Raw genomic sequence first — 18,591 nt, 5'->3', positions numbered from 1 at the left:
GAGAGGAGGCGCAGATATATGGCATTGAAAATAGGGAACGACTCGTTTAAGGACAGAACAAAAAAAGGCATCGACGACCAGTTCATGCGCGGCGCGGTGGCAAGTGCCCAGGAGCGGCTGCGGACTAGAAAGATAGAGTCGACCGTCGAGCTTGGCGACTGGGAGGAGTGGCGTTCGCACGGCGAAGAGATCCGTCAGCATGTACTCGATAATCTCGATTATTACTTGCATGAACTAAGTGAAAATGTGGCGAAACGTGGTGGGCATGTCTTTTTTGCGAAAACAGCCGAAGAGGCAAACGCGTATATCCAGGACGTGGCTCAGCGTAAAAATGCCCGGAAAATCGTCAAGTCCAAGTCGATGGTAACGGAAGAGATCTCGATGAACGAAGCGTTGGAAGCGGTCGGCTGCGAAGTGATCGAAACGGACCTTGGGGAATACATCCTGCAAGTGGATGACCATGACCCGCCATCCCATATCGTGGCGCCTGCCTTGCATAAAAACAAGCAACAGATCAGGGATGTTTTCCGCGAAAAGCTGGCTTATCAGAAGACTGAAAAGCCGGAGGAACTCGCCCTGCATGCCCGTGAAATGCTGCGAAAGGAATTCCTCTCAGCAGACATCGGAATCACAGGCTGTAACTTTGCTGTTGCTGAATCCGGTTCTATCAGTCTCGTAACCAACGAAGGAAACGCGAGATTAGTAACAGCCCTGCCGAACACGCAGATTACTGTGATGGGAATGGAGAGACTCGTTCCAACCTATGAGGAGCTCGAGGTCCTGGTCAGTCTTCTGACACGCAGTGCGGTGGGACAGAAGCTGACGAGCTATGTGACGACCTTGACCGGTCCGCGGGAAGAGGGCGATGTCGATGGCCCGGAAGAATTCCACTTGGTCATTATTGATAATGGCAGATCCAAAATACTTGGTACGGAATTCCAGTCCGTGCTGCAGTGCATCCGCTGTGCGGCATGTATCAACGTTTGTCCTGTTTACCGGCATATAGGCGGTCATTCTTACGGCAGCATCTATCCTGGTCCGATCGGGGCGGTCTTGACACCATTGCTCGACGGGTATGACGACCACAAGGAGCTGCCATATGCTTCGACCTTATGTGCAGCCTGTACGGAAGCATGTCCGGTGAAAATACCGCTGCATGACCTGCTGCACAAGCATCGCCAAAAAATAGTCGAAATAGAAGGCCGTGCTCCCATTTCCGAAAAGCTTGCGATGAAAGCGTTCGGCCTTGGTGCAGCTTCACCTCTCATGTATAAGGTCGGCTCCAAGCTGGCACCGTCCGCCCTGAATCCTTTTACCGTCGATGATTCGATATCAAAGGGGCCGGGCCCCCTAAAAAGCTGGACGGCAATCAGGGAATTCCCGGCACCAGACAAAAAACGATTCCGTGACTGGTTCGACGAACGGGACAAAGGAGGGAAATCCAATGAACGGAACGATTCATAACAGGGACACCTTTTTATCAACCATCTCAACAAGCCTCGGCAGGCCGGTTCGAAAGGAAGGCGTGGTGCGTCCGGCCTGGAAACATCAGCCTCAGTGGAAGGTGTTGAAGGACGCCACACAGGATGAGCTGGTCGAGGTGCTGAAGAAGCAGTGTGCGCATATTCATACGGATATTTTGGAGACTTCTGCTGCTCACTTGGCTGAAGCATTGAAGCAGGTCGTGGACGGATATGGCGGCGGCCAGGTGATCACATGGGATGATCCGCGTTTTGAGGAATTTGGCTTGAGGGAGGAAATGGCTTCTGATGGAATGGATGTTCATGTGTGGGACCCCTCAATCGGCGAGGAGAACATTGCTGTGGCAGAACGCTCCAATGTAGGCATTACCTTCAGCGACCAGACGCTTGCAGAATCCGGAACAGTGGTCCTTTTCAGTGGAGGTGGAAAAGGCAGATCGGTGAGTTTGTTGCCTGCGACCTACATTGCCATTATTCCGAAAAGCACGATTGTTCCCAGGATCACACAGGCGGCCCAGGGTATTCATAGCCGAGTTGTAGCTGGAGAGAAAATACCAAGCTGCATCAACTTCATCAGTGGACCGAGCAACTCGGCTGATATTGAGATGAACCTGGTGGTCGGGGTGCATGGGCCGATTAAGGCTACGTATATTGTGGTGGAGGATAAGTAGGGGTGAGGTATTCACTGCCGTTCCAAGTAAAAAAGAGGACCAAGAAAATTAAAGGGTTCCGTTATCTATCGCAAACATAGAAAATCTAACGTAAACTGCCCATCAAATTGTATGCTAATTTGATGGGCAGTTTTTGTTTATATCAAAGGTTTTTCAGTCAAAAAAGAAGTGATTTTGCAGGTGGATTTGTACCCCTATTTGCAACATAACAATGACCATTGTAAGACGACAAAAACACCTGCAATTAATGATGCAAATTCAAATACAAGAAATTGTTAACAAAATTGCTATGCAATTTTGTTGAAGGGTAAGTGGAATTTTATGTTAAAATAAATCAAGATACAACGTAAGCGTTATTCCGTTAAAGGGCAGGTTAGTTGAACAAGAGTGATAGGAAACATCATTTTATTGAGGGGTGAGATTTATGGGCTTTTGGTATTTCTTAATATTGTTTGTAGGAATATTTTTAGTTGTTAAAGGGCTACGTGGGAATAAAAATATTAGCTTGATAATTGTAGGGCTTTTATGTACTGCGTTCTCAATATTTATGTTTTCTCCAGGGAGTGCTGAAATCATTTCGGAATTATTTAATTTGGATTAGAGTGAACACCTAATGTGGATTTTCACTAACCGGGGCGTTTGCTGAACAAGCAGCCGCCTTTTATTAAAGTAAAGGGCAGTTAAATGGAAGAAGGAATTAGGGTGCTAAATACATAAAAAGAAGGTAACTATATGGAGTTCTTGACAGAGAAGTTATTATTTATAGCTTTATTTATCTTTATCATCCATTCGGTGGAAACACTCGCATATGCTGTGAGGTTATCAGGTGCAAGGGTTAGAATGATAGCGTCAGCTTTATCTCTTTTTAACATAATGGTCATTGTCTCAAGGTTAGCAAATATGATGCAACAACCTTTCACTGGGAGTTTAATTGATACTGCTCCTAAGGAAAATGCTCTAGAGTTTGTGGAAACACAATTTCGAATTCTTATTGGAGCTTCAACAGTTGGAACGGTATTTGGAATTATTCTACTGCCAAGTTTCATAGCCTTATTTTCAAGGGCGATTATTCATTTATCAGAGGAGAAGGGTTCTGTTCCCTCTTTAATGAAAAAAATATTTTCCATACAGTACATAAAGCGTGGCATTACCCATTTTAGTCTACCTAAGTTTTCTTACTTGCAGGGTACTAAGGTGAAAGCTATGCCAATCAAATTATTTTTTGTAAATATGGTAATAACAGCAATTTATACAATAGGTGTATTAGCAGCACTTTATGCTGCTTTATTAGTTCCCGAAAGAGCATCTACGGCTATTATGGCTTCAGGATTAATAAACGGAATAGCCACAATACTTTTGGTAATCTTTATTGACCCAAAAATATCTGTCATCGCTGATGATGTTGTTAATCAAAGAGGAAGCTACAAAATGCTAAAGAGCATTTCTATAATGATGGTAACTTCAAGGTTATTAGGCACTTTGCTTGCTCAATTCTTGTTTATAGGGGGAGCAAAATATATTGCTTGGTTTACAAAGTTCATTGTATGAACGTTATTCAATTATCTAGGGCTTTAATTGAATAACAAGTTTACAAAATCATAAAAACCCATAGTCATTAGGTCTGGGTTTTTTGCTGTTAAATTTAGTGTTATTTGCAATGCTATTTCTGCTGCTAATTAGGGTGTGATTAAAGGTTTTCTCTCCTTAAACGGAACCCCTTATTTTTTATCTAGAGGGGTTTTTCGTTGTAAAAGACTTACATATTTAAGTAGTTCAGTGTAAACTGAATTTACAGAAATAATTGAACAAAATAATCAATATTTTGATGCGCTATTTAAATTGGAAAAGGAGGAAACTTATGAAAAAGTATATTTGTAATGAGTGTGGAGGAGAATTCTCCAAAAATCAACTCGATTCGGAATTACTGGTAGATGGTGAGTCTTTCTGCAAAGGATGTGCTAGCAGCTTAATGGAAGAAGGAAGAGACTCTGTAGATCCTAATCATAATTTTGATTCGTATGAAGACTGGGACAAAAATGGACGTTAACTAAAATAACAGAAGTATTAAGAATAGACCTCAATAAAGTTGGTTAAGATTTTTTATTATTTCTTTGCTTACTATATTGGGTGCTATAGTATATTCGCTTTCCGAAACAATCAATCTTTTTTTGAAAAAACAATCTTATATCTGCTCGATAAGAACCCATTTTGATCAATCTTTTGACAAATTGGGTTCTTATTACTTATTGTAACATGTGGGTTTGGGAGGTGCTTATGAACAAACCTCATTTATAAGCTACACAAGTGCCTCACTCACCCGCAGTCACTGGCTCTATTGTCCGCAAACGGCGGATCAAAACACCGCACAACTGGCTCATTCTGTTCGCAATACTCAGCTATCGGGTGCGTTAGTTCAATAACACTCTTCAGCAATTTGGAGCTTATGTTGAATAAGGAGGATTACTCTACTGCAATCCTCCTTCATTCATATAATCACTGAAGGTTTTTATTAGCTCGTTGGAGAATTAAAGAAGTATAAGGAGTGAAGAGTAATGACTGCTACATATACTACTACAGAATGGTCTATTCAACCAAATGAAGCATTCGATATGGTCTTATTTTTAAATGCTATATCAAATAATGATTTTTACAATAGACACTATCAAGGTGTTAGAGAACATTATAGTCCTAGACTTGGAGACGCTGGATTAAAATTAATAGATCAGGTAGTTTCATTTTTTACAATGTCGGGGCTTTGTAAATTACTATCTTATTTTAGTGTGAAATCTCTAGATGATGTTATTAAGTCCCTGCAAGACTTCAATCAATTAATTAACAATATTGATATAAAAGAAGAATACATAAAACAACTCGCTGCTAATGTATCAGAGAAAAGAGAACTTTTATTAGATTGCTTTGTTCATATAAAAGAATCTGATATAGATGAAAATTGGAGACGAAATATTAAACCATCAATACAAAATGTTGCGGATCAATTAAATGGTGCGATGTCATCATTAATTCCATATCATAATCTTCGAACCACGCTCTCAACATTTTTAGGAACCGATTTACTATCGAAATCATATCAAGTTTATTTGGCTACATATATTAAACCCATAGCTTTCCAACTGTCAAAACAAGGTATGGTAACACATCAAGGACCACCAGGTTATATGCCTTTACCAAAACAGATTGCTTGCATTTGTATTCACGAGACAATTCACGGGTTTCCGGGTTCAGAAATAGCACAAATTGAACAAGAAAAATTACGCTTAAAAAGCGAAACATTCAATCAAAGTTACTTAGATATTATAAATAATTGGCACAGTGGACCTGAAGAATTTTTTGTGGTTGGAGCCGAAGCCTATTTAACACAAGCTCTAAATTTACGAACAAATGATGAATGTATTCAATATTTAAATACCCAAAATAATGGTATGCGATTTTCAATGGAGATATATAAAAAGTTGCGTAAAGAAAAACCTGAACAGAATTCTAATTGGATGGGTTTTGGGGAATGGGTATCAAAGGCACTTAAGAATAATGAAATTTACATTTGAGAAAATATTGTCTATTAACAAGTGTGGGTTCCTTAAAAGTAGGAATCCTCATTTCTTATAGTGCGAACGGGTGCTTATCTTCAAAAAGAAAATATAATGATCTTCCATAATCTAGGAGCGATTGCAGTGTATTGAGTCGCTCTTTATTTGATAATTGGAGAGATTAGCTATACAAGGATAAAGTCTATATTATGTGGGAGACTAACGGAAAAAAATAAAGGTGATTAATTGAAAAAAATATTAGCTTTTTTAATTTTATGTACTTTTATTATAACAACTTCAGCTTATGCTAACTTACCCACAAAAACCGAAGCAACAAGAGAAAATTTGTTAGAAGATGCCGTTATTGATTTATTGCAACCACAAATGTATGAAGCAGTTCAAAAACATTATGGCACAACCTATGATAAGGCTTTTCAATGCTTAAGAGTAATAGAGATCAAAAAGCTTCACCACCCAGGGTCTTGGATGTTTGAAGCTACTTTGGAAGGGAAGACTTACTCTGGGGCTCATAGTCCACCGCACGATATATTTACGGTAGTAGTAAAGAAAGATTGGGAGGATAAAGGTTGGGTGCTAAAGGAATATAAAGTAAGAAAATATGTCCCAAATCAAAATTTTGAATGCAGAGACCCTGCATAAGAATTTGTAATGATATAAATGGAGTCTTCAACAATCTAGGAGCGATTGTTGAATATGCGGTTTAACAAATTATACGGTTTATAACTCAGTTCATTTTCGATCTGGGTTATTTTTTTTATACAAAAAGCACTGCAAAAGCAGTGCAATTTTAACTACATATTAACTTGCATTTAATAACGCAAAAAGAGTTTTTGTGATAGGTAACGGAACCCGTTACAAGAAAATGGTCCTCTTTTTCGTTGTATACGATCTACTGCCTTCAGCGGAACAACACTGGTTTTAGTTTAGGTGTTTAATTACTGCCATTTCCTTACCGAACCTATCACCATTATCAATAAATCCCAGACTTGAATATAATTTATGTGCGCCAGTATTATCAGGATGATAACCTACAACAATTTTTTGTGCATTTGGCAGTTTAGCCATCTCTGAAATCATTAAATCAGTCGCCGCTTTTCCGATACCCCTGCCTTGGAATTTTTTATCCACCATTATTCTATATACCCAATAACCATCAAGTTCTTCTTGAACAGAATTGTACATTAAAAAACCGACTGCTTTATCCTCGAAGTATATCGCAAATGGTTTTAATGTAGGTTCAAATTTAGATTGAGCAATGGATACAGCATTTGGCACCATGTATTCTTTTTGTTCCCTTGATACCTCTAATTCACAACATTCATACCAGTTATCTGCATTTAATTCTACAATTTTTACATTCTTCATACTCATAATTTTCCCCTTTCAAATCTGGGAAAACGCATAACAACAGTTTTGTTTAGGTGTTATCCCCTTGTAGTCATCAATAATTAAAATTCGTTTGTTTGACATAATGAACGCCTCCTCCAACGATTTATGCCTCTAATTCGTATGATTGAATTAGAGGCACTATTTAATAATACTATAATTTTCTTGTGAATTCCTTTAATTTAAAATAATTACTTAAATTAAGGGTTCTTTAAATTCAAAAGGGTATGACTTCACAGACAGCAGGTACTCAATCCGTCCAAACCTCCGCCTCACTGCCAGCCCTCTCATAATAGCGAATCGCTGTTGGCGAGAGCTTCAGCAGGAGATACTCCGGATCATCCGGGCTCTTGATCCATTCGGAAAGCTTATCGTCCCAGAACTTGTTTTTCAGCTCCTGACTTTCTTCCAGTGTTGCCTCCGCCTCGATTTCCGCGTATGGCTCATTCCAGCTTGTGTTTTCCATCCCGAGCAGTATATGCACGTGGGGATTGGCTTTGATGTCTTCGGTTTTATGGGTATGTTGATTGGTTGCGGTATAGAGGGTCAGGCCCTCATGAAAAAAAATCATAAAACGGGAATACGGCCGATTTCCCCTGATAGTCGCTAGTGTGCCTACTTTATGGTCACTGAACATTTTCGATAGTTTATTTTTCAAGGATTCACTCATGTTGTATCTCACCTTTCTAATTGAACCTTTCATGGTTAATGTGTCATATTTTTTTATTTTTTAATCAAGAATGTATTTGGAATCAGGCAATAAAAGTAGGAAGGTGGGTATATTATTAGAATCTGAATAGAAAAAGAGGGTGAGATCTTGTATAAGATATTTTTACTTATGATTGCAGTGGGACTGCCTTTAAGTGTATTGGGCAACATCCTGCACTGGCCTGTCGTCATGATGTTTATCGTCTTCAGCTTGACCATCGTGGCCTTGGCAGGATATATGGGTCGTGCCACAGAAAGCATCGCCATCCATACCGGTCCGAGGATCGGCGGACTCATCAATGCTACTTTTGGGAATGCAGTTGAACTGATTATTGCCTTTTTCGCCTTAAAAGCAGGATTGATTACAGTTGTTCTCGCTTCCCTGACTGGGTCCGTCCTTGGAAACCTCCTTTTGGTTATGGGCTTATCCTTTTTTGTTGGAGGATTGAAATTTAAACGACAGAAATTTAACGTTTTTGATGCGCGGCACAATTCCGGGCTGCTAGTATTTGCTGTACTGGTTGCCTTCGTTATTCCGGAGGTTTTTGCTACTGAGATGGGTGCGCGTGATACCTTTACCTTCAGTGTGGGGATATCGGTTATTATGATCCTCCTATATCTGGCTGCACTGTTCTTTAAACTCGTCACCCATCGAGGGGTCTATCAGAACGAACATGCAGAAGGGGCTGGACACGAAGAGGAAGTCGCGGAATGGAGCAAAGGTAAAGCAATTCTGATTCTGCTTCTTGCGACTCTCGCGGTTGCATATGTATCCGAAAGCCTTGTTCATACGTTTGAAGAAGTAGGAGAAGCATTCGGCTGGTCCGAGCTGTTCATCGGGGTCATTGTCGTCGCCATTGTCGGTAATGCTGCCGAGCATGCCTCTGCCATCATCATGGCTTACAAAAATAAAATGGACATTGCAGTGGAAATTGCAGTAGGTTCGACCTTGCAGATTGCGATGTTTGTTGCACCGATTCTTGTATTGACCTCAATATTTTTCGAAACACAGATGCCATTGGTTTTCACCTTGCCGGAGCTTATTGCGATGGGAACAGCAGTCTTACTTGCCATTGCGATCTCCAACGACGGAGAGACCAACTGGTTTGAAGGGGCGACCATCCTTGCGGCGTACTTGATTATGGGGATTGGATTCTTTTTTCTATAAAATAAATGGACAAAAAAAGACTCTGTGCTGGTAGGCTCTGCACAGAGTCTTAAACATGTAGGACAAACAAGAACATTCTAAGTACGCATTTTAGGAGGTAAAACATAATAAACTAAGGAATGAAAAGCTTTGTAAGTAGGGGGAGATCCCTCCTTCACTCTTGGTTGTAGGGGCTTTTATTCCCTCCTTCATTATAGGGTTAGTATACTATATAAGCGGAATCTTGTAAATATTCTGATTTATTTAATCTTTTTTTCTTTTTCATATTTAACTCTTTTCTGATTACAATGGTAAGAGCAAGGACAAGTTTTATAATGAAGGAGAAATTGTTTTGATTATTCGCGTATTATTTTATTTAATTGGATTATTTATTCTTTCCTTTGGTGTTAGCTTAACCATAAAATCGAATCTTGGAGCGGGAGCCTGGGATGCACTGAACGTTGGTTTATCCCAGACAATCGGATTGACAGTCGGAAGCTGGGTATTAATCGTCGGAATCATCCTGATCATAGTGAATGCCTTTCTTGGTAAGAAAAGACCTGATTACTTGGCGGTCATCACGATTTTTCTTGTTGGCACATTCATCGACTTTGTGCTTCTCTTTTTGCTGGAGGCATGGCTACCGGTAGATACGGTTGTTCGCTTCATCACGTTATTGGGTGGGGTTGTGGCATTATCTTTCGGAATTGCCATCTACCTGCAGGCCAAATTTCCACTCGTACCTATCGACAATCTGATGGTATCCCTGCAGGAGCGCTTCAACATCAAACTGATGACGGCAAAAACACTTGGAGAAATCCTGGCACTGATCTTCGCCTTCATCTTCAAGGGTCCAATCGGGATCGGGACACTCATCATCACGTTCGGCATCGGACCGCTGATTCAAGTGTTTTTCCCTAGTGTGGAAAGAGTGTATAAAAAACTGCGACACGAGAGCTGATGAGCTTTCGTGTTTTTTGTTTTTCGCATGGGAAGGAGTGGTCAGAAATTGTGAACGTGAGGATATGGAGGAGTTATGTGAGAATAGAGTCGATTTACGTTAGTATAATCCAGCTCTATGTGAAGAATTACATGAGTTATGTGAGAATAAACGCTAATTGAGTGAGGATATCCTTAAAAATCAGTTCCCAAAAGTAAGCATCACAGAGCCACACTAAATTATGATCATTTTGTAAAAAATATCCCCAAATGTGGATAATCTCAAAAGGGTTCGAAAATGATAACAGTACAAAGATTATTTTAGTGAATGAAAGGGGTATTACAGCATGCGAATCCTTCAACTACTTTTCATCCTGGTACTTTCTTTTGGGCTTGTAACTGGTGCACATGCAGAACAGGCTGCGAAAGGTAAAACAGATGATAAGGCAATCGTGGTACCGAATTCCGTTTTGGATATTTCAAAGGACAATACGTATCCGAACCCTGCCGAAGATGTTCCGTATCTGCAGCCAAGCGAGTTGACGCAAGAACTAATTGATTCTTCCAATGTAATAATTGAAAACCCGAACCTGATCAAAATTATGAACGAATCCAGCATCAAGCCATCTCCGGTCGCAATCGGCTATCGTGCGACCATCTATCTCGGTCAATGGCCGTTGTATTATGAATCCAACGAGACGAATGTGAACTGGGAATACCAGAAAATCAACACCAACTATGCTGACAACCGCGGTGGAAATATACCACAGCAGATCTACTACCGTCAGGAAGCGCAGAAAAATGTAAAAGGCGGACTGACCTCGAAGGTTGCTAGCTCTGAAGAAGTGAAGCAGATGATGATGCTAAAAGCGATGCAAAAAACGAAGCTTCCGCTATCCTTCCAGACCATCGTCGGGGCAGGGACGAAAAAGGATCAGATCTACAATATTCCAGTCAAAAAGCTCGGCTACCTATATGCCTTCTCTCCGGCAGTGAACGAAAAAGGAAAAATCACCTACGGAGAAGTGTACCTAGTCCTCAAAGGCAAAGAAATGAAAATCGTCGTCAAAAACGTCACATCCCAAGGAATTGGCGCCTGGATCCCCGTTCAGGACCACGTATCCTTCATCTTTGCGGCGTCGGACAGACCGCGATAATAAAAAATAGGGGTCAGGCCCCTATTGCGTTAGTGCTTTAATGCGGCGGGGGTCAGGCCCCTGTTGCGTTAGTGCTTTAATGTGGCGGGGGTCAGGCCCCTATTGCGTTAGTGCTTTAATGCGGCAGGGGTCAGGCCCCTATTGCGTTAGTGCTTTAATGTGGCGGGGGTCAGGCACCTGTTGCGTTAGTGCTTTAATGCGGCAGGGGTCAGGCCCCTATTAAAATGTCCCTAAAATTTGTTCTAAAAAACGAGTAGGTATGTTCACCTAAATTCATTTATGCCGAAATAACTAGTAGTGTTAGTTTTTTCAGGGGGTAGGTGGAAACAAGGTGGGGGTGCCTTATATTTATTTTTTATTGATTTTACTTGCTGTTGGGCTGTATTGGCTGGCCAAGCGAAATGTGAAATCAAGTGTAGGAAAGACTATATATAAATCAACGGGAATTCATACAGAATACCTTCGTATTGACCTGGCAAATAGACAGGTAACAGGAAGGGTTTCCTATCAAGGGAAGGTCTATATGCTCGTATACGTGGATGTTGCAGCTGACACGGTCAAAGTAAATGGTAGCATCCAGGAGCTCACACACTTAACGGACAATATGACAGAAGAAGACTACATAGAAGTTATTATAACGACGGCCAAGTTCTACATAGAAAACGGTATCAGTGATCCGAAAGCTTACTACGAAGCACAAGTAACATCTAATTAAAAATGGAGCCTTGAGAGATTTTCCTCTCGGGGCTTCTATTTATTTTGGTCAGGCCTATCTTGGACAATATATCCTATACAACAAAAAAACTTGGGGAATGTCCCCAAGTTTTATCTGTCTATTTTGTCATTTTCGTTTCTCGCACTGTAAAATCCAACTTTGGATAATAGGCGTTTTTTACCAGAATGTTCGGCCCCAAGCAAGCAACAGCCGGGCAATGGCAGTCCAATTCCTTGGCAATCGACGTTTCTTTCCATTTTGCATAGGCAGCAGGAAGGTCGGTGGTCTGGATATTGCCAAGCGGCGGCGTGTCGCCAAAGTCTGTCACAATGATGTCGCCGTTAAAGATGTTCACATTCAGACGGGAACGGCCATCCGGATCATTTCTTACTGTCACGTTCTTGGCCTCGTACACCCGCTTCAACAAAGCAAGGTCCTCCGGATTATCGCTGCACGGATAGAATGGTAGTGTACCGAACAGCATCCACACATCCTCATGGCGCATGTCCAGCAGACGGTGGATGGCAGATCGCATTTCATCCAGGGTCAGCACCTCCATGCCGCTGGCGAAATCACTAGGGTACATTGGGTGCACCTCATGTCTCTGGCAGTTCATCTCCTCGACAATCTGCTTATGGATATGCTCAATGTGAGGAAGGGTGCGCTTGTTCAGCATCGTTTCTGCCGACACAATAACGCCTGCCTTCGTAATCGCCTTAGAGTTCTCAATCATCTTTTCAAAATACTTCGCACGCTGCGCATAGGTCGGCTTCCGTTCCATCATGGCGAAGCCGCCCTCGACGAAATCGTCCATTGTTCCCCAGTTATGCGAGATATGCAGCACGTCCAAATATGGAATGATCTTTTCATAACGTGCTAAATCCAGGGTCAAATTCGAATTGATCTGTGTACGAACGCCGCGTTCATGGGCATACTTAAGTAAAGGAACCACATACTCATTGACCGATTTCAACGACATCATCGGCTCGCCGCCTGTGATGCTGATCGACCGCAGACGAGGAATCTCCTCTAAGCGCTGCAAAAGCAAGTCCAAAGGAAGAGCCTGCGGATCCTTTGGCTGAAGCGTATATCCAACTGCACAGTGCTCGCAGCGCATATTGCAGAGGGTGGTTGTGGTGAATTCCACATTAGTAAGGTCCATCTGGCCGTACTCTTTTACATCTAAATAAGCTTCCCATGGGTCATAGGAAGGCGTAATGGGCATTAAAGTTGTTGTTTTCATCTATACTCCTCTTTCCATAAAAACCTACCCTACATTGTATCACGATTTCGGGGCGGAGAGCTTGGGAAAATTCATATTTGGTTGAATGTATGCATGGAGTACGGTACGATAGAATCAAAACTTTGAGGAAATAAGGAAAGGTGAGGAAATTATGGGTAAAGCAACAGAGAACAAGGATTCCCAAGTAGATTACCTGAAAAACCGCTTGAATATGTTTTTGGAGGTAGTCGACTCCCTTGATCCGGAATCAACAGACGTAGAGGACATCGATCGCCTGATTCAAATGCTGGATGATCTGGAAGGCAAATATAATCAGTTTAAGAAGGATTGGTAAAATAAAAATAGAAAAGGGCTCTTTGCTTAAATGAGACCTTTTCTATTTTTTATTTTTTTCTTCGATAGATCTCCAACAACTCCACCACCGAAATTCCATCTATCTTCATCCCGGAGAGGTCACTATTGTTGATTTCTACATTTTCCAACCTGCAATTGTTAAACCTGGCCCCCATCAATTCACACCGTTCAAACGTTACAGGTGCACTCTCAATGGTCGTATCACTGAACTCGACCCCACTCATCTCCACATGCTTCACTCTAGTCCCCGAAAGGTTCAAGTCAGCAATCAAACTATCACGAAAATTGATGTTCTGAAACCTGGAGGCGCTTAAATTGATATTGCTGAAATGCGCGCCAGCTAAGGTGCTATTGCTGAAAGCACTGTTTGCTAAGTTTGTCTCGTAGAAGGTCGCGCCTTCGAGATTGCGTGTTTCAAACTCATTTTCATAGGGAGTTTCCGTGTTATTCATGCGTTTGATGTAACAAACCTCTTCCTCCGTTTCAAACGTCCGTTCATAACCCATCTTCTCGTAAAAATGGAGGTTCCCTTTTTGCCGAGGGGAGGTTTCCAAGTCCCAGGTAGATACATTCGGAAAGGCTTCTTCCATTAACCTTATCACCTGTGAACCAAAGCCTTTCCCCTGGAATGAAGGGTCGACGAAAATTCGGTCAATCCTGCCAAACCGTCTACCTGTCAGTGTTAAAATTACCCCACCTACAAGTTGCTCTTCCGCTATTATTTTGTAATAGGTAAGCTCTTCAATCATATACCGTGTATTCTGTACGGAATCATATCCAGGCGGTTGGATGTTATAGTCCACGATATGCGAGTCTACTGTGCCAAGCCAGCTGATAGCTTCCTTATCAAATGTTCTTTTCATAATGGCAGTAAGCTGTTCCGCATCTTCAAGTCTTGCCGGTAAAAGTTTGATCTGAGACATGTTTGTTTCTCCCATCTTCTTTATCATTTTTCACTTTACCACAAAAATCCAATTAAGTGTTGTAAGTAATGGGGTTTTGATGGAATCGGTTACAAATCCCTTTAACCTTCTAAATAGAACAAGTATAATGAATGGTGTATAAAAGAAACGTAGATAACTTTTTCAACCGGGGATAGGAGAGGGATTAAGAAATGGAAAAATTATTTGAAAGTATGTATAGGCTGATTGTGGAAACTTCCACAAAACTACCGAAAGATGTGCGTCGTGCGATTGCGAAGGCGAAGCTGAGCGAGAGCGCCGGGACGAGAGCGGCGATGTCCCTTGCGACGATCACTGAAAACATTACAATGGCGGATGAGAATGTGTCCCCGATCTGTCAGGACACAGGACTTCCTACTTTTAAAATAAAAACGCCGGTTGGAGTGAACCAGCTGGAAATCAAAGAAGCGATTTATACAGCTATTGCGCAGGCAACAAAAGACGGAAAGCTGCGTCCGAACTCGGTGGATTCCTTGACTGGTGCAAACAGCGGGGACAACCTTGGTGTAGGAACGCCTGTCATCAAGTTCGAGCAATGGGAAAAGGATTACATAGATGCTCGCCTTATATTAAAAGGTGGCGGCTGTGAGAACAAGAACATCCAATACAGCTTACCATGTGAACTCGAAGGGCTTGGCCGTGCGGGCCGTGACCTTGATGGAATCCGCAAATGTGTGATGCATTCAGTGTACCAGGCACAGGGTCAAGGCTGTAGTGCCGGTGTCATCGGTGTTGGAATCGGTGGCGACAGAACATCCGGTTATGAGCTTGCGAAGGAGCAATTATTCCGCAGTCTGGATGATGAGAATACGATTCCGGAATTGAAAGAGCTTGAAGAGTATGTGATGGAGAATGCCAACAAGCTTGGAATCGGGACAATGGGCTTCGGCGGCGAAACGACTTTGCTTGGCTGTAAGGTGGGAGTGGCAAACCGTATTCCGGCGAGCTTCTTCGTATCTGTAGCGTACAATTGCTGGGCTTACCGTCGCCTTGGTGTAAAATTAAACGCCGAATCCGGTGACCTGATGGAATGGATGTACCAGGAAGGCGAAATGATCTATTTTTCAAAAGAACTGGCGCAGCAGGAAGAGGTTGCAGCGACTTCCGATTCTCCTGAAATCGTCTTGGAAGCACCGATAACAGAAGAGAAGATCCGTTCCTTGAAGGTTGGGGACGTGGTACGCATCAACGGCCGCATGTTCACTGGCCGTGACGCCATCCATAAATACCTGTCCGACAACGATTCACCGGTGGACCTTGATGGACAAATCATTTATCACTGTGGACCCGTTATGCTGAAGGATGCGGAAGGAAACTGGGAAGTGAAAGCGGCAGGTCCGACTACCTCCATCCGTGAAGAGCCTTACCAGGGTGATATCATGAAGCGCTTCGGTATCCGTGCAGTAATGGGTAAAGGCGGCATGGGAGCGAAAACCTTGAAAGCACTGGAAGAGCACGGCGGCGTGTACTTAAACGCAATCGGCGGAGCGGCGCAGTACTATGCGGACTGTATCAAGGGTGTCGACGGAGTGGATCTGATGGAATTCGGTATTCCAGAAGCAATGTGGCACTTGCGCGTGGAAGGCTTTACAGCGGTTGTAACGATGGATTCACACGGAAACAGCCTGCATGCCGATGTGGAGAAGTCCTCATTGGAAAAGCTGGCGCAGTTCAAGGATCGTGTGTTCAGCTAAGATTAGAAGGTGAGCAGGTCGAATCAGGTGAAATCACGAAAGAGGAAGCGAAAGTAATGCTTGAAGAGCTTGGCATCAAGCCTATGGGAAAATGGCGTCACTTTGGTAAACATGGTTTCGATGCACCGGAAGAGTCCGTAGAAAATCAGGACGAATCTTTATAAAAGCAACAAAAAGGCATCGCCACTCTGGCAATGCCTTTTCTGATTCTTAGAAATACAAGAAATAGATAACCGCCGCCAACACAATCCGGTAAATCGCAAATGGCATCAGCTTGATTTTGTTGATCAGCTTCAAGAAGAAGCGGATGGATACCAGTGCGAAAATGAAAGCACTGATAAATCCTGCTGCAAAAAATGGCAAAGCCTCGATCGAGAAATACTGCCAGTTTTTCAATAAAGATAGGAAGCTTGCACCAGCCATGATTGGTACGGCCATGATGAAGGTGAAGTCTGCTGCAGCACGGTGACTCATACCAAGCAGCACGCCGCCTGAAATGGTCGAGCCTGAGCGGGAAAAGCCCGGCCATAGGGATAAGCACTGGATGAGACCGACTGATAGCGCCTGCTTGTACGTAATCTGGTCAATGCTTTCTGTTTTAGGTGCCTTCGAGCCCAAAAGGTCTGCAGCAATCATGAGGAATGCACCGACCACAAGCCCGATCAGAACGGTTTCAAGTGAAAATAGGTACTCATCTATATAATCCTCAAAAAGGACGCCGAGAATACCTGCAGGAATCAAACCGACAATAACGTGGGTCAGCTTCAATCCCTTTTTTCCATCAACCGTTTTCTTGTTGTCCAATTTCTTAAGTCCGAGCAAGTCATAGAACCTTTCTCTGAATACCACGACTACCGCTAAAATCGAACCGAGCTGAATGACAATTTTAAAAGTGTTGGCTACGTATTTGGTCAAAAACTGCTCCGATTGCAGCCACATATCGTCCACGATGATCATGTGTCCTGTCGAGGAAACAGGTGCAAATTCCGTTAACCCTTCCACTATCCCAAGAATAACTGCTTTTAGTATGGTTAAAAAATCCATTTCTTATCTCCTTATAACATGAATTTCAAGTATATATTAACTGTACTATCATATAACAATTCGCTCAGTTAGAAAATAAATATAATATAGAGATTGGGAAAATAAAATGAGTTTAATGGCATGGTTCGCATTTGCGGTTGCGGCTGGCGCATTTTATGAAGCGGAAACGACAAAACGAAAGCTGGAGAAAAGGATGAATAGACTGGAGGAGGAAATCGAGCTTTTGAAGGGTAAGAAAAAGTGATGAAATCCAGAGGGAATGGAAAAAATTGAAACGTTTTCCCTGTTGGTCCGTAATAACAAGTAACAATCGACGGAAAGGGGAATTACAATGAAAAACAAGAAAGATGCAGGGGTATACCTAATATCCATCATCATTGGGGTCACTATCGGCCTGACAGTTTTTACTCCAATTTTCGAAAGTCAGTTACTTGGAACAGTTATAGGCCTATGCCTGGGAGTCATGATGGGACCGGTCTTTATGAAAGCAATAAAATCAACCTAATTGGAAAACAATACAGAGTATCTTTCCTTCATTCCAAACGAAACCTATACCTACTATCGTTTCACTAAGAAAGGAGGAAAAGAAATGTGGACAAAAGTTCTTATCGTTATGACTGCAATAGCACTATTTTTAATTCCAGAGGTGTGTATTGCTTCTGATTATTCTCATACGACCCTGCATTGGGGCTTCAAGAAAAGCCGTGACCATCTGCCGGCGGATGCCGGAAAGCAGTTGAATGACCTGCTGAAAGAAAATGATGCTTTTTATTTGGGGGATACCACGAAAAAGGAGATTTTCCTAACATTCGATAATGGCTATGAAAATGGCTATACTTCGCAGGTTCTGGATGTACTGAAAGAAAAGAAGGTACCTGCCGCATTTTTTGTGACGGGCTATTATCTGAAGGATCAGCCGGACCTTATTAAACGTATGGTCAAGGAAGGGCATATAGTCGGGAACCATTCCTGGCACCACCCGGACCTTACAAAGGTCAATGATGTCCGCTTCAAAAAGGAATTGGAAATGATTCGCGAGGAATATAAGAGCATTACAGGACTCGACAATATGACGTATCTGAGGCCGCCACGGGGAACCTTCAGTGAACGGACTTTGGTGCTTGCAAATAAGCTTGGCTATCAGCATGTTTTCTGGTCCGTGGCATTTGTTGATTGGAAAACCGATCAGCAGAAAGGCTGGAAATACTCCTATGACAACATCATGGCACAGATCCATCCCGGTGCAATCATTCTTTTGCATACCGTATCAAGTGATAACGCAGAAGCACTGGCGAAAGTGATTGACGACCTTCGAAAGCAGGGGTATGAATTCAAAAGCCTCGATTATGCGGCTGCCCAAAAGTATATCCCGGATCCGATGCTATTATTGCCGGCTAACTAGCTCTTTGACTTCGCTCAGAGGGCTTTTCCTTTTTACCCTCCCCAAACAGGCCGAATCCTACTCGTTTGGCAAGCAACCAGAAAGCCGTTATAATTGGGAAAGGATTAAATAGGAAGGCGGGC

At 42.4% G+C, this 18,591-nt stretch carries 20 protein-coding genes; 15 read left to right on the top strand and 5 right to left on the bottom strand.

Features of this window, described 5'->3' with window-relative positions; genetic code table 11:
* The first annotated feature begins 18 nt into the window (after positions 1–18).
* The 6 genes from ACFVAD_RS08460 to ACFVAD_RS08435 all read left to right on the top strand — a co-directional run bounded on the left by ACFVAD_RS08460 (position 19) and on the right by ACFVAD_RS08435 (position 6,357).
* A complete protein-coding gene (locus ACFVAD_RS08460; RefSeq protein WP_386638114.1) occupies positions 19–1,464 on the top strand; it encodes a LutB/LldF family L-lactate oxidation iron-sulfur protein in 1,446 nt (481 codons plus the stop codon).
* A complete protein-coding gene (locus ACFVAD_RS08455; RefSeq protein WP_386638111.1) occupies positions 1,445–2,152 on the top strand; it encodes a LutC/YkgG family protein in 708 nt (235 codons plus the stop codon). Before ACFVAD_RS08460 ends, ACFVAD_RS08455 begins: the two co-directional genes overlap by 20 nt.
* Before the next feature lie 732 nt (positions 2,153–2,884).
* Entirely contained in the window at positions 2,885–3,700 is an 816-nt protein-coding gene (locus ACFVAD_RS08450; protein WP_386638108.1) for a lipid II flippase Amj family protein, read from the top strand.
* Positions 3,701–4,010: 310 nt separating this feature from the next.
* Positions 4,011–4,199, top strand: coding sequence for a hypothetical protein (locus ACFVAD_RS08445; protein WP_386638105.1), 189 nt, complete (start codon positions 4,011–4,013; stop codon positions 4,197–4,199).
* A 505-nt stretch (positions 4,200–4,704) separates the two neighbouring features.
* Positions 4,705–5,715: a hypothetical protein gene (locus ACFVAD_RS08440; RefSeq protein ID WP_386638102.1), complete on the top strand. Its 1,011-nt coding sequence runs from the start codon at positions 4,705–4,707 to the stop codon at positions 5,713–5,715.
* 228 nt (positions 5,716–5,943) lie between these two features.
* On the top strand, positions 5,944–6,357 hold the full coding sequence (locus tag ACFVAD_RS08435; protein WP_386638099.1) for a DUF3888 domain-containing protein: 414 nt from the start codon (positions 5,944–5,946) through the stop codon (positions 6,355–6,357).
* Positions 6,358–6,636: 279 nt separating this feature from the next.
* Here the strand turns inward: ACFVAD_RS08435 and ACFVAD_RS08430 are convergent, their stop codons facing one another.
* Both ACFVAD_RS08430 and ACFVAD_RS08425 read right to left on the bottom strand, forming a co-directional pair.
* Positions 6,637–7,089 carry a GNAT family N-acetyltransferase gene (locus ACFVAD_RS08430; RefSeq protein ID WP_386638096.1) on the bottom strand — a complete coding sequence of 151 codons (453 nt, stop codon included), beginning with the start codon at positions 7,087–7,089 and terminating at the stop codon, positions 6,637–6,639.
* Positions 7,090–7,354: 265 nt separating this feature from the next.
* Complete coding sequence (locus tag ACFVAD_RS08425) at positions 7,355–7,774, bottom strand: pyridoxamine 5'-phosphate oxidase family protein (protein WP_386638093.1); 420 nt, start codon at positions 7,772–7,774, stop codon at positions 7,355–7,357.
* 144 nt (positions 7,775–7,918) lie between these two features.
* Here ACFVAD_RS08425 and cax point away from each other — a divergent pair, with 144 nt between their 5' ends.
* From cax to ACFVAD_RS08405, 4 genes are all read left to right on the top strand, one after another.
* Positions 7,919–8,980 (top strand): calcium/proton exchanger, encoded by a 1,062-nt coding sequence (gene cax, locus ACFVAD_RS08420; RefSeq protein ID WP_386638324.1) that lies wholly within the window; start codon positions 7,919–7,921, stop codon positions 8,978–8,980.
* 331 nt (positions 8,981–9,311) lie between these two features.
* On the top strand, positions 9,312–9,920 hold the full coding sequence (locus tag ACFVAD_RS08415; protein ID WP_386638090.1) for a YczE/YyaS/YitT family protein: 609 nt from the start codon (positions 9,312–9,314) through the stop codon (positions 9,918–9,920).
* 325 nt (positions 9,921–10,245) lie between these two features.
* A complete protein-coding gene (locus tag ACFVAD_RS08410; protein ID WP_386638087.1) occupies positions 10,246–11,055 on the top strand; it encodes a YfkD famly protein in 810 nt (269 codons plus the stop codon).
* Between the two features lie 331 nt (positions 11,056–11,386).
* On the top strand, positions 11,387–11,770 hold the full coding sequence (locus ACFVAD_RS08405; RefSeq protein ID WP_386638084.1) for a hypothetical protein: 384 nt from the start codon (positions 11,387–11,389) through the stop codon (positions 11,768–11,770).
* A 118-nt stretch (positions 11,771–11,888) separates the two neighbouring features.
* On the opposite strand, the gene yfkAB is transcribed toward ACFVAD_RS08405, so the two are convergent.
* Positions 11,889–13,013: a radical SAM/CxCxxxxC motif protein YfkAB gene (gene yfkAB, locus ACFVAD_RS08400; protein ID WP_386638081.1), complete on the bottom strand. Its 1,125-nt coding sequence runs from the start codon at positions 13,011–13,013 to the stop codon at positions 11,889–11,891.
* Between the two features lie 151 nt (positions 13,014–13,164).
* On the opposite strand from yfkAB, the gene ACFVAD_RS08395 reads away from it, so the two are divergent.
* Positions 13,165–13,347 carry an SE1561 family protein gene (locus ACFVAD_RS08395; protein WP_063562007.1) on the top strand — a complete coding sequence of 61 codons (183 nt, stop codon included), beginning with the start codon at positions 13,165–13,167 and terminating at the stop codon, positions 13,345–13,347.
* Between the two features lie 49 nt (positions 13,348–13,396).
* On the opposite strand, the gene ACFVAD_RS08390 is transcribed toward ACFVAD_RS08395, so the two are convergent.
* Positions 13,397–14,290, bottom strand: coding sequence for a GNAT family N-acetyltransferase (locus ACFVAD_RS08390; protein ID WP_386638077.1), 894 nt, complete (start codon positions 14,288–14,290; stop codon positions 13,397–13,399).
* Positions 14,291–14,481: 191 nt separating this feature from the next.
* Here ACFVAD_RS08390 and ACFVAD_RS08385 point away from each other — a divergent pair, with 191 nt between their 5' ends.
* Entirely contained in the window at positions 14,482–16,023 is a 1,542-nt protein-coding gene (locus ACFVAD_RS08385; protein WP_386638074.1) for a fumarate hydratase, read from the top strand.
* Between the two features lie 210 nt (positions 16,024–16,233).
* Here ACFVAD_RS08385 and ACFVAD_RS08380 read toward each other — a convergent pair whose 3' ends face one another.
* The gene (locus ACFVAD_RS08380) at positions 16,234–17,067 is read right to left on the bottom strand and encodes an undecaprenyl-diphosphate phosphatase (protein WP_386638071.1); all 834 of its coding nucleotides are present in this window, start codon (positions 17,065–17,067) and stop codon (positions 16,234–16,236) included.
* A 106-nt stretch (positions 17,068–17,173) separates the two neighbouring features.
* Here ACFVAD_RS08380 and ACFVAD_RS08375 point away from each other — a divergent pair, with 106 nt between their 5' ends.
* The 3 genes from ACFVAD_RS08375 (at position 17,174) to pdaA (ending at position 18,469) form a co-directional block, all read left to right on the top strand.
* Complete coding sequence (locus tag ACFVAD_RS08375) at positions 17,174–17,311, top strand: hypothetical protein (protein WP_386638068.1); 138 nt, start codon at positions 17,174–17,176, stop codon at positions 17,309–17,311.
* 87 nt (positions 17,312–17,398) lie between these two features.
* Positions 17,399–17,572, top strand: a complete 174-nt coding sequence (locus ACFVAD_RS08370) for a hypothetical protein (RefSeq protein WP_386638065.1) — start codon at positions 17,399–17,401, stop codon at positions 17,570–17,572.
* A gap of 84 nt (positions 17,573–17,656) precedes the next feature.
* Entirely contained in the window at positions 17,657–18,469 is an 813-nt protein-coding gene (gene pdaA, locus ACFVAD_RS08365) for a delta-lactam-biosynthetic de-N-acetylase (protein WP_386638062.1), read from the top strand.
* The last annotated feature ends 122 nt before the right edge of the window (positions 18,470–18,591 follow it).

The sequence above is a fragment of the Sutcliffiella sp. NPDC057660 genome (genome assembly GCF_042800035.1).
Classification (GTDB): domain Bacteria; phylum Bacillota; class Bacilli; order Bacillales; family Bacillaceae_I; genus Sutcliffiella_A.
Note: the sequence above shows the minus strand (reverse complement) of the source record. Positions and strands in the feature narration are given on the sequence as shown.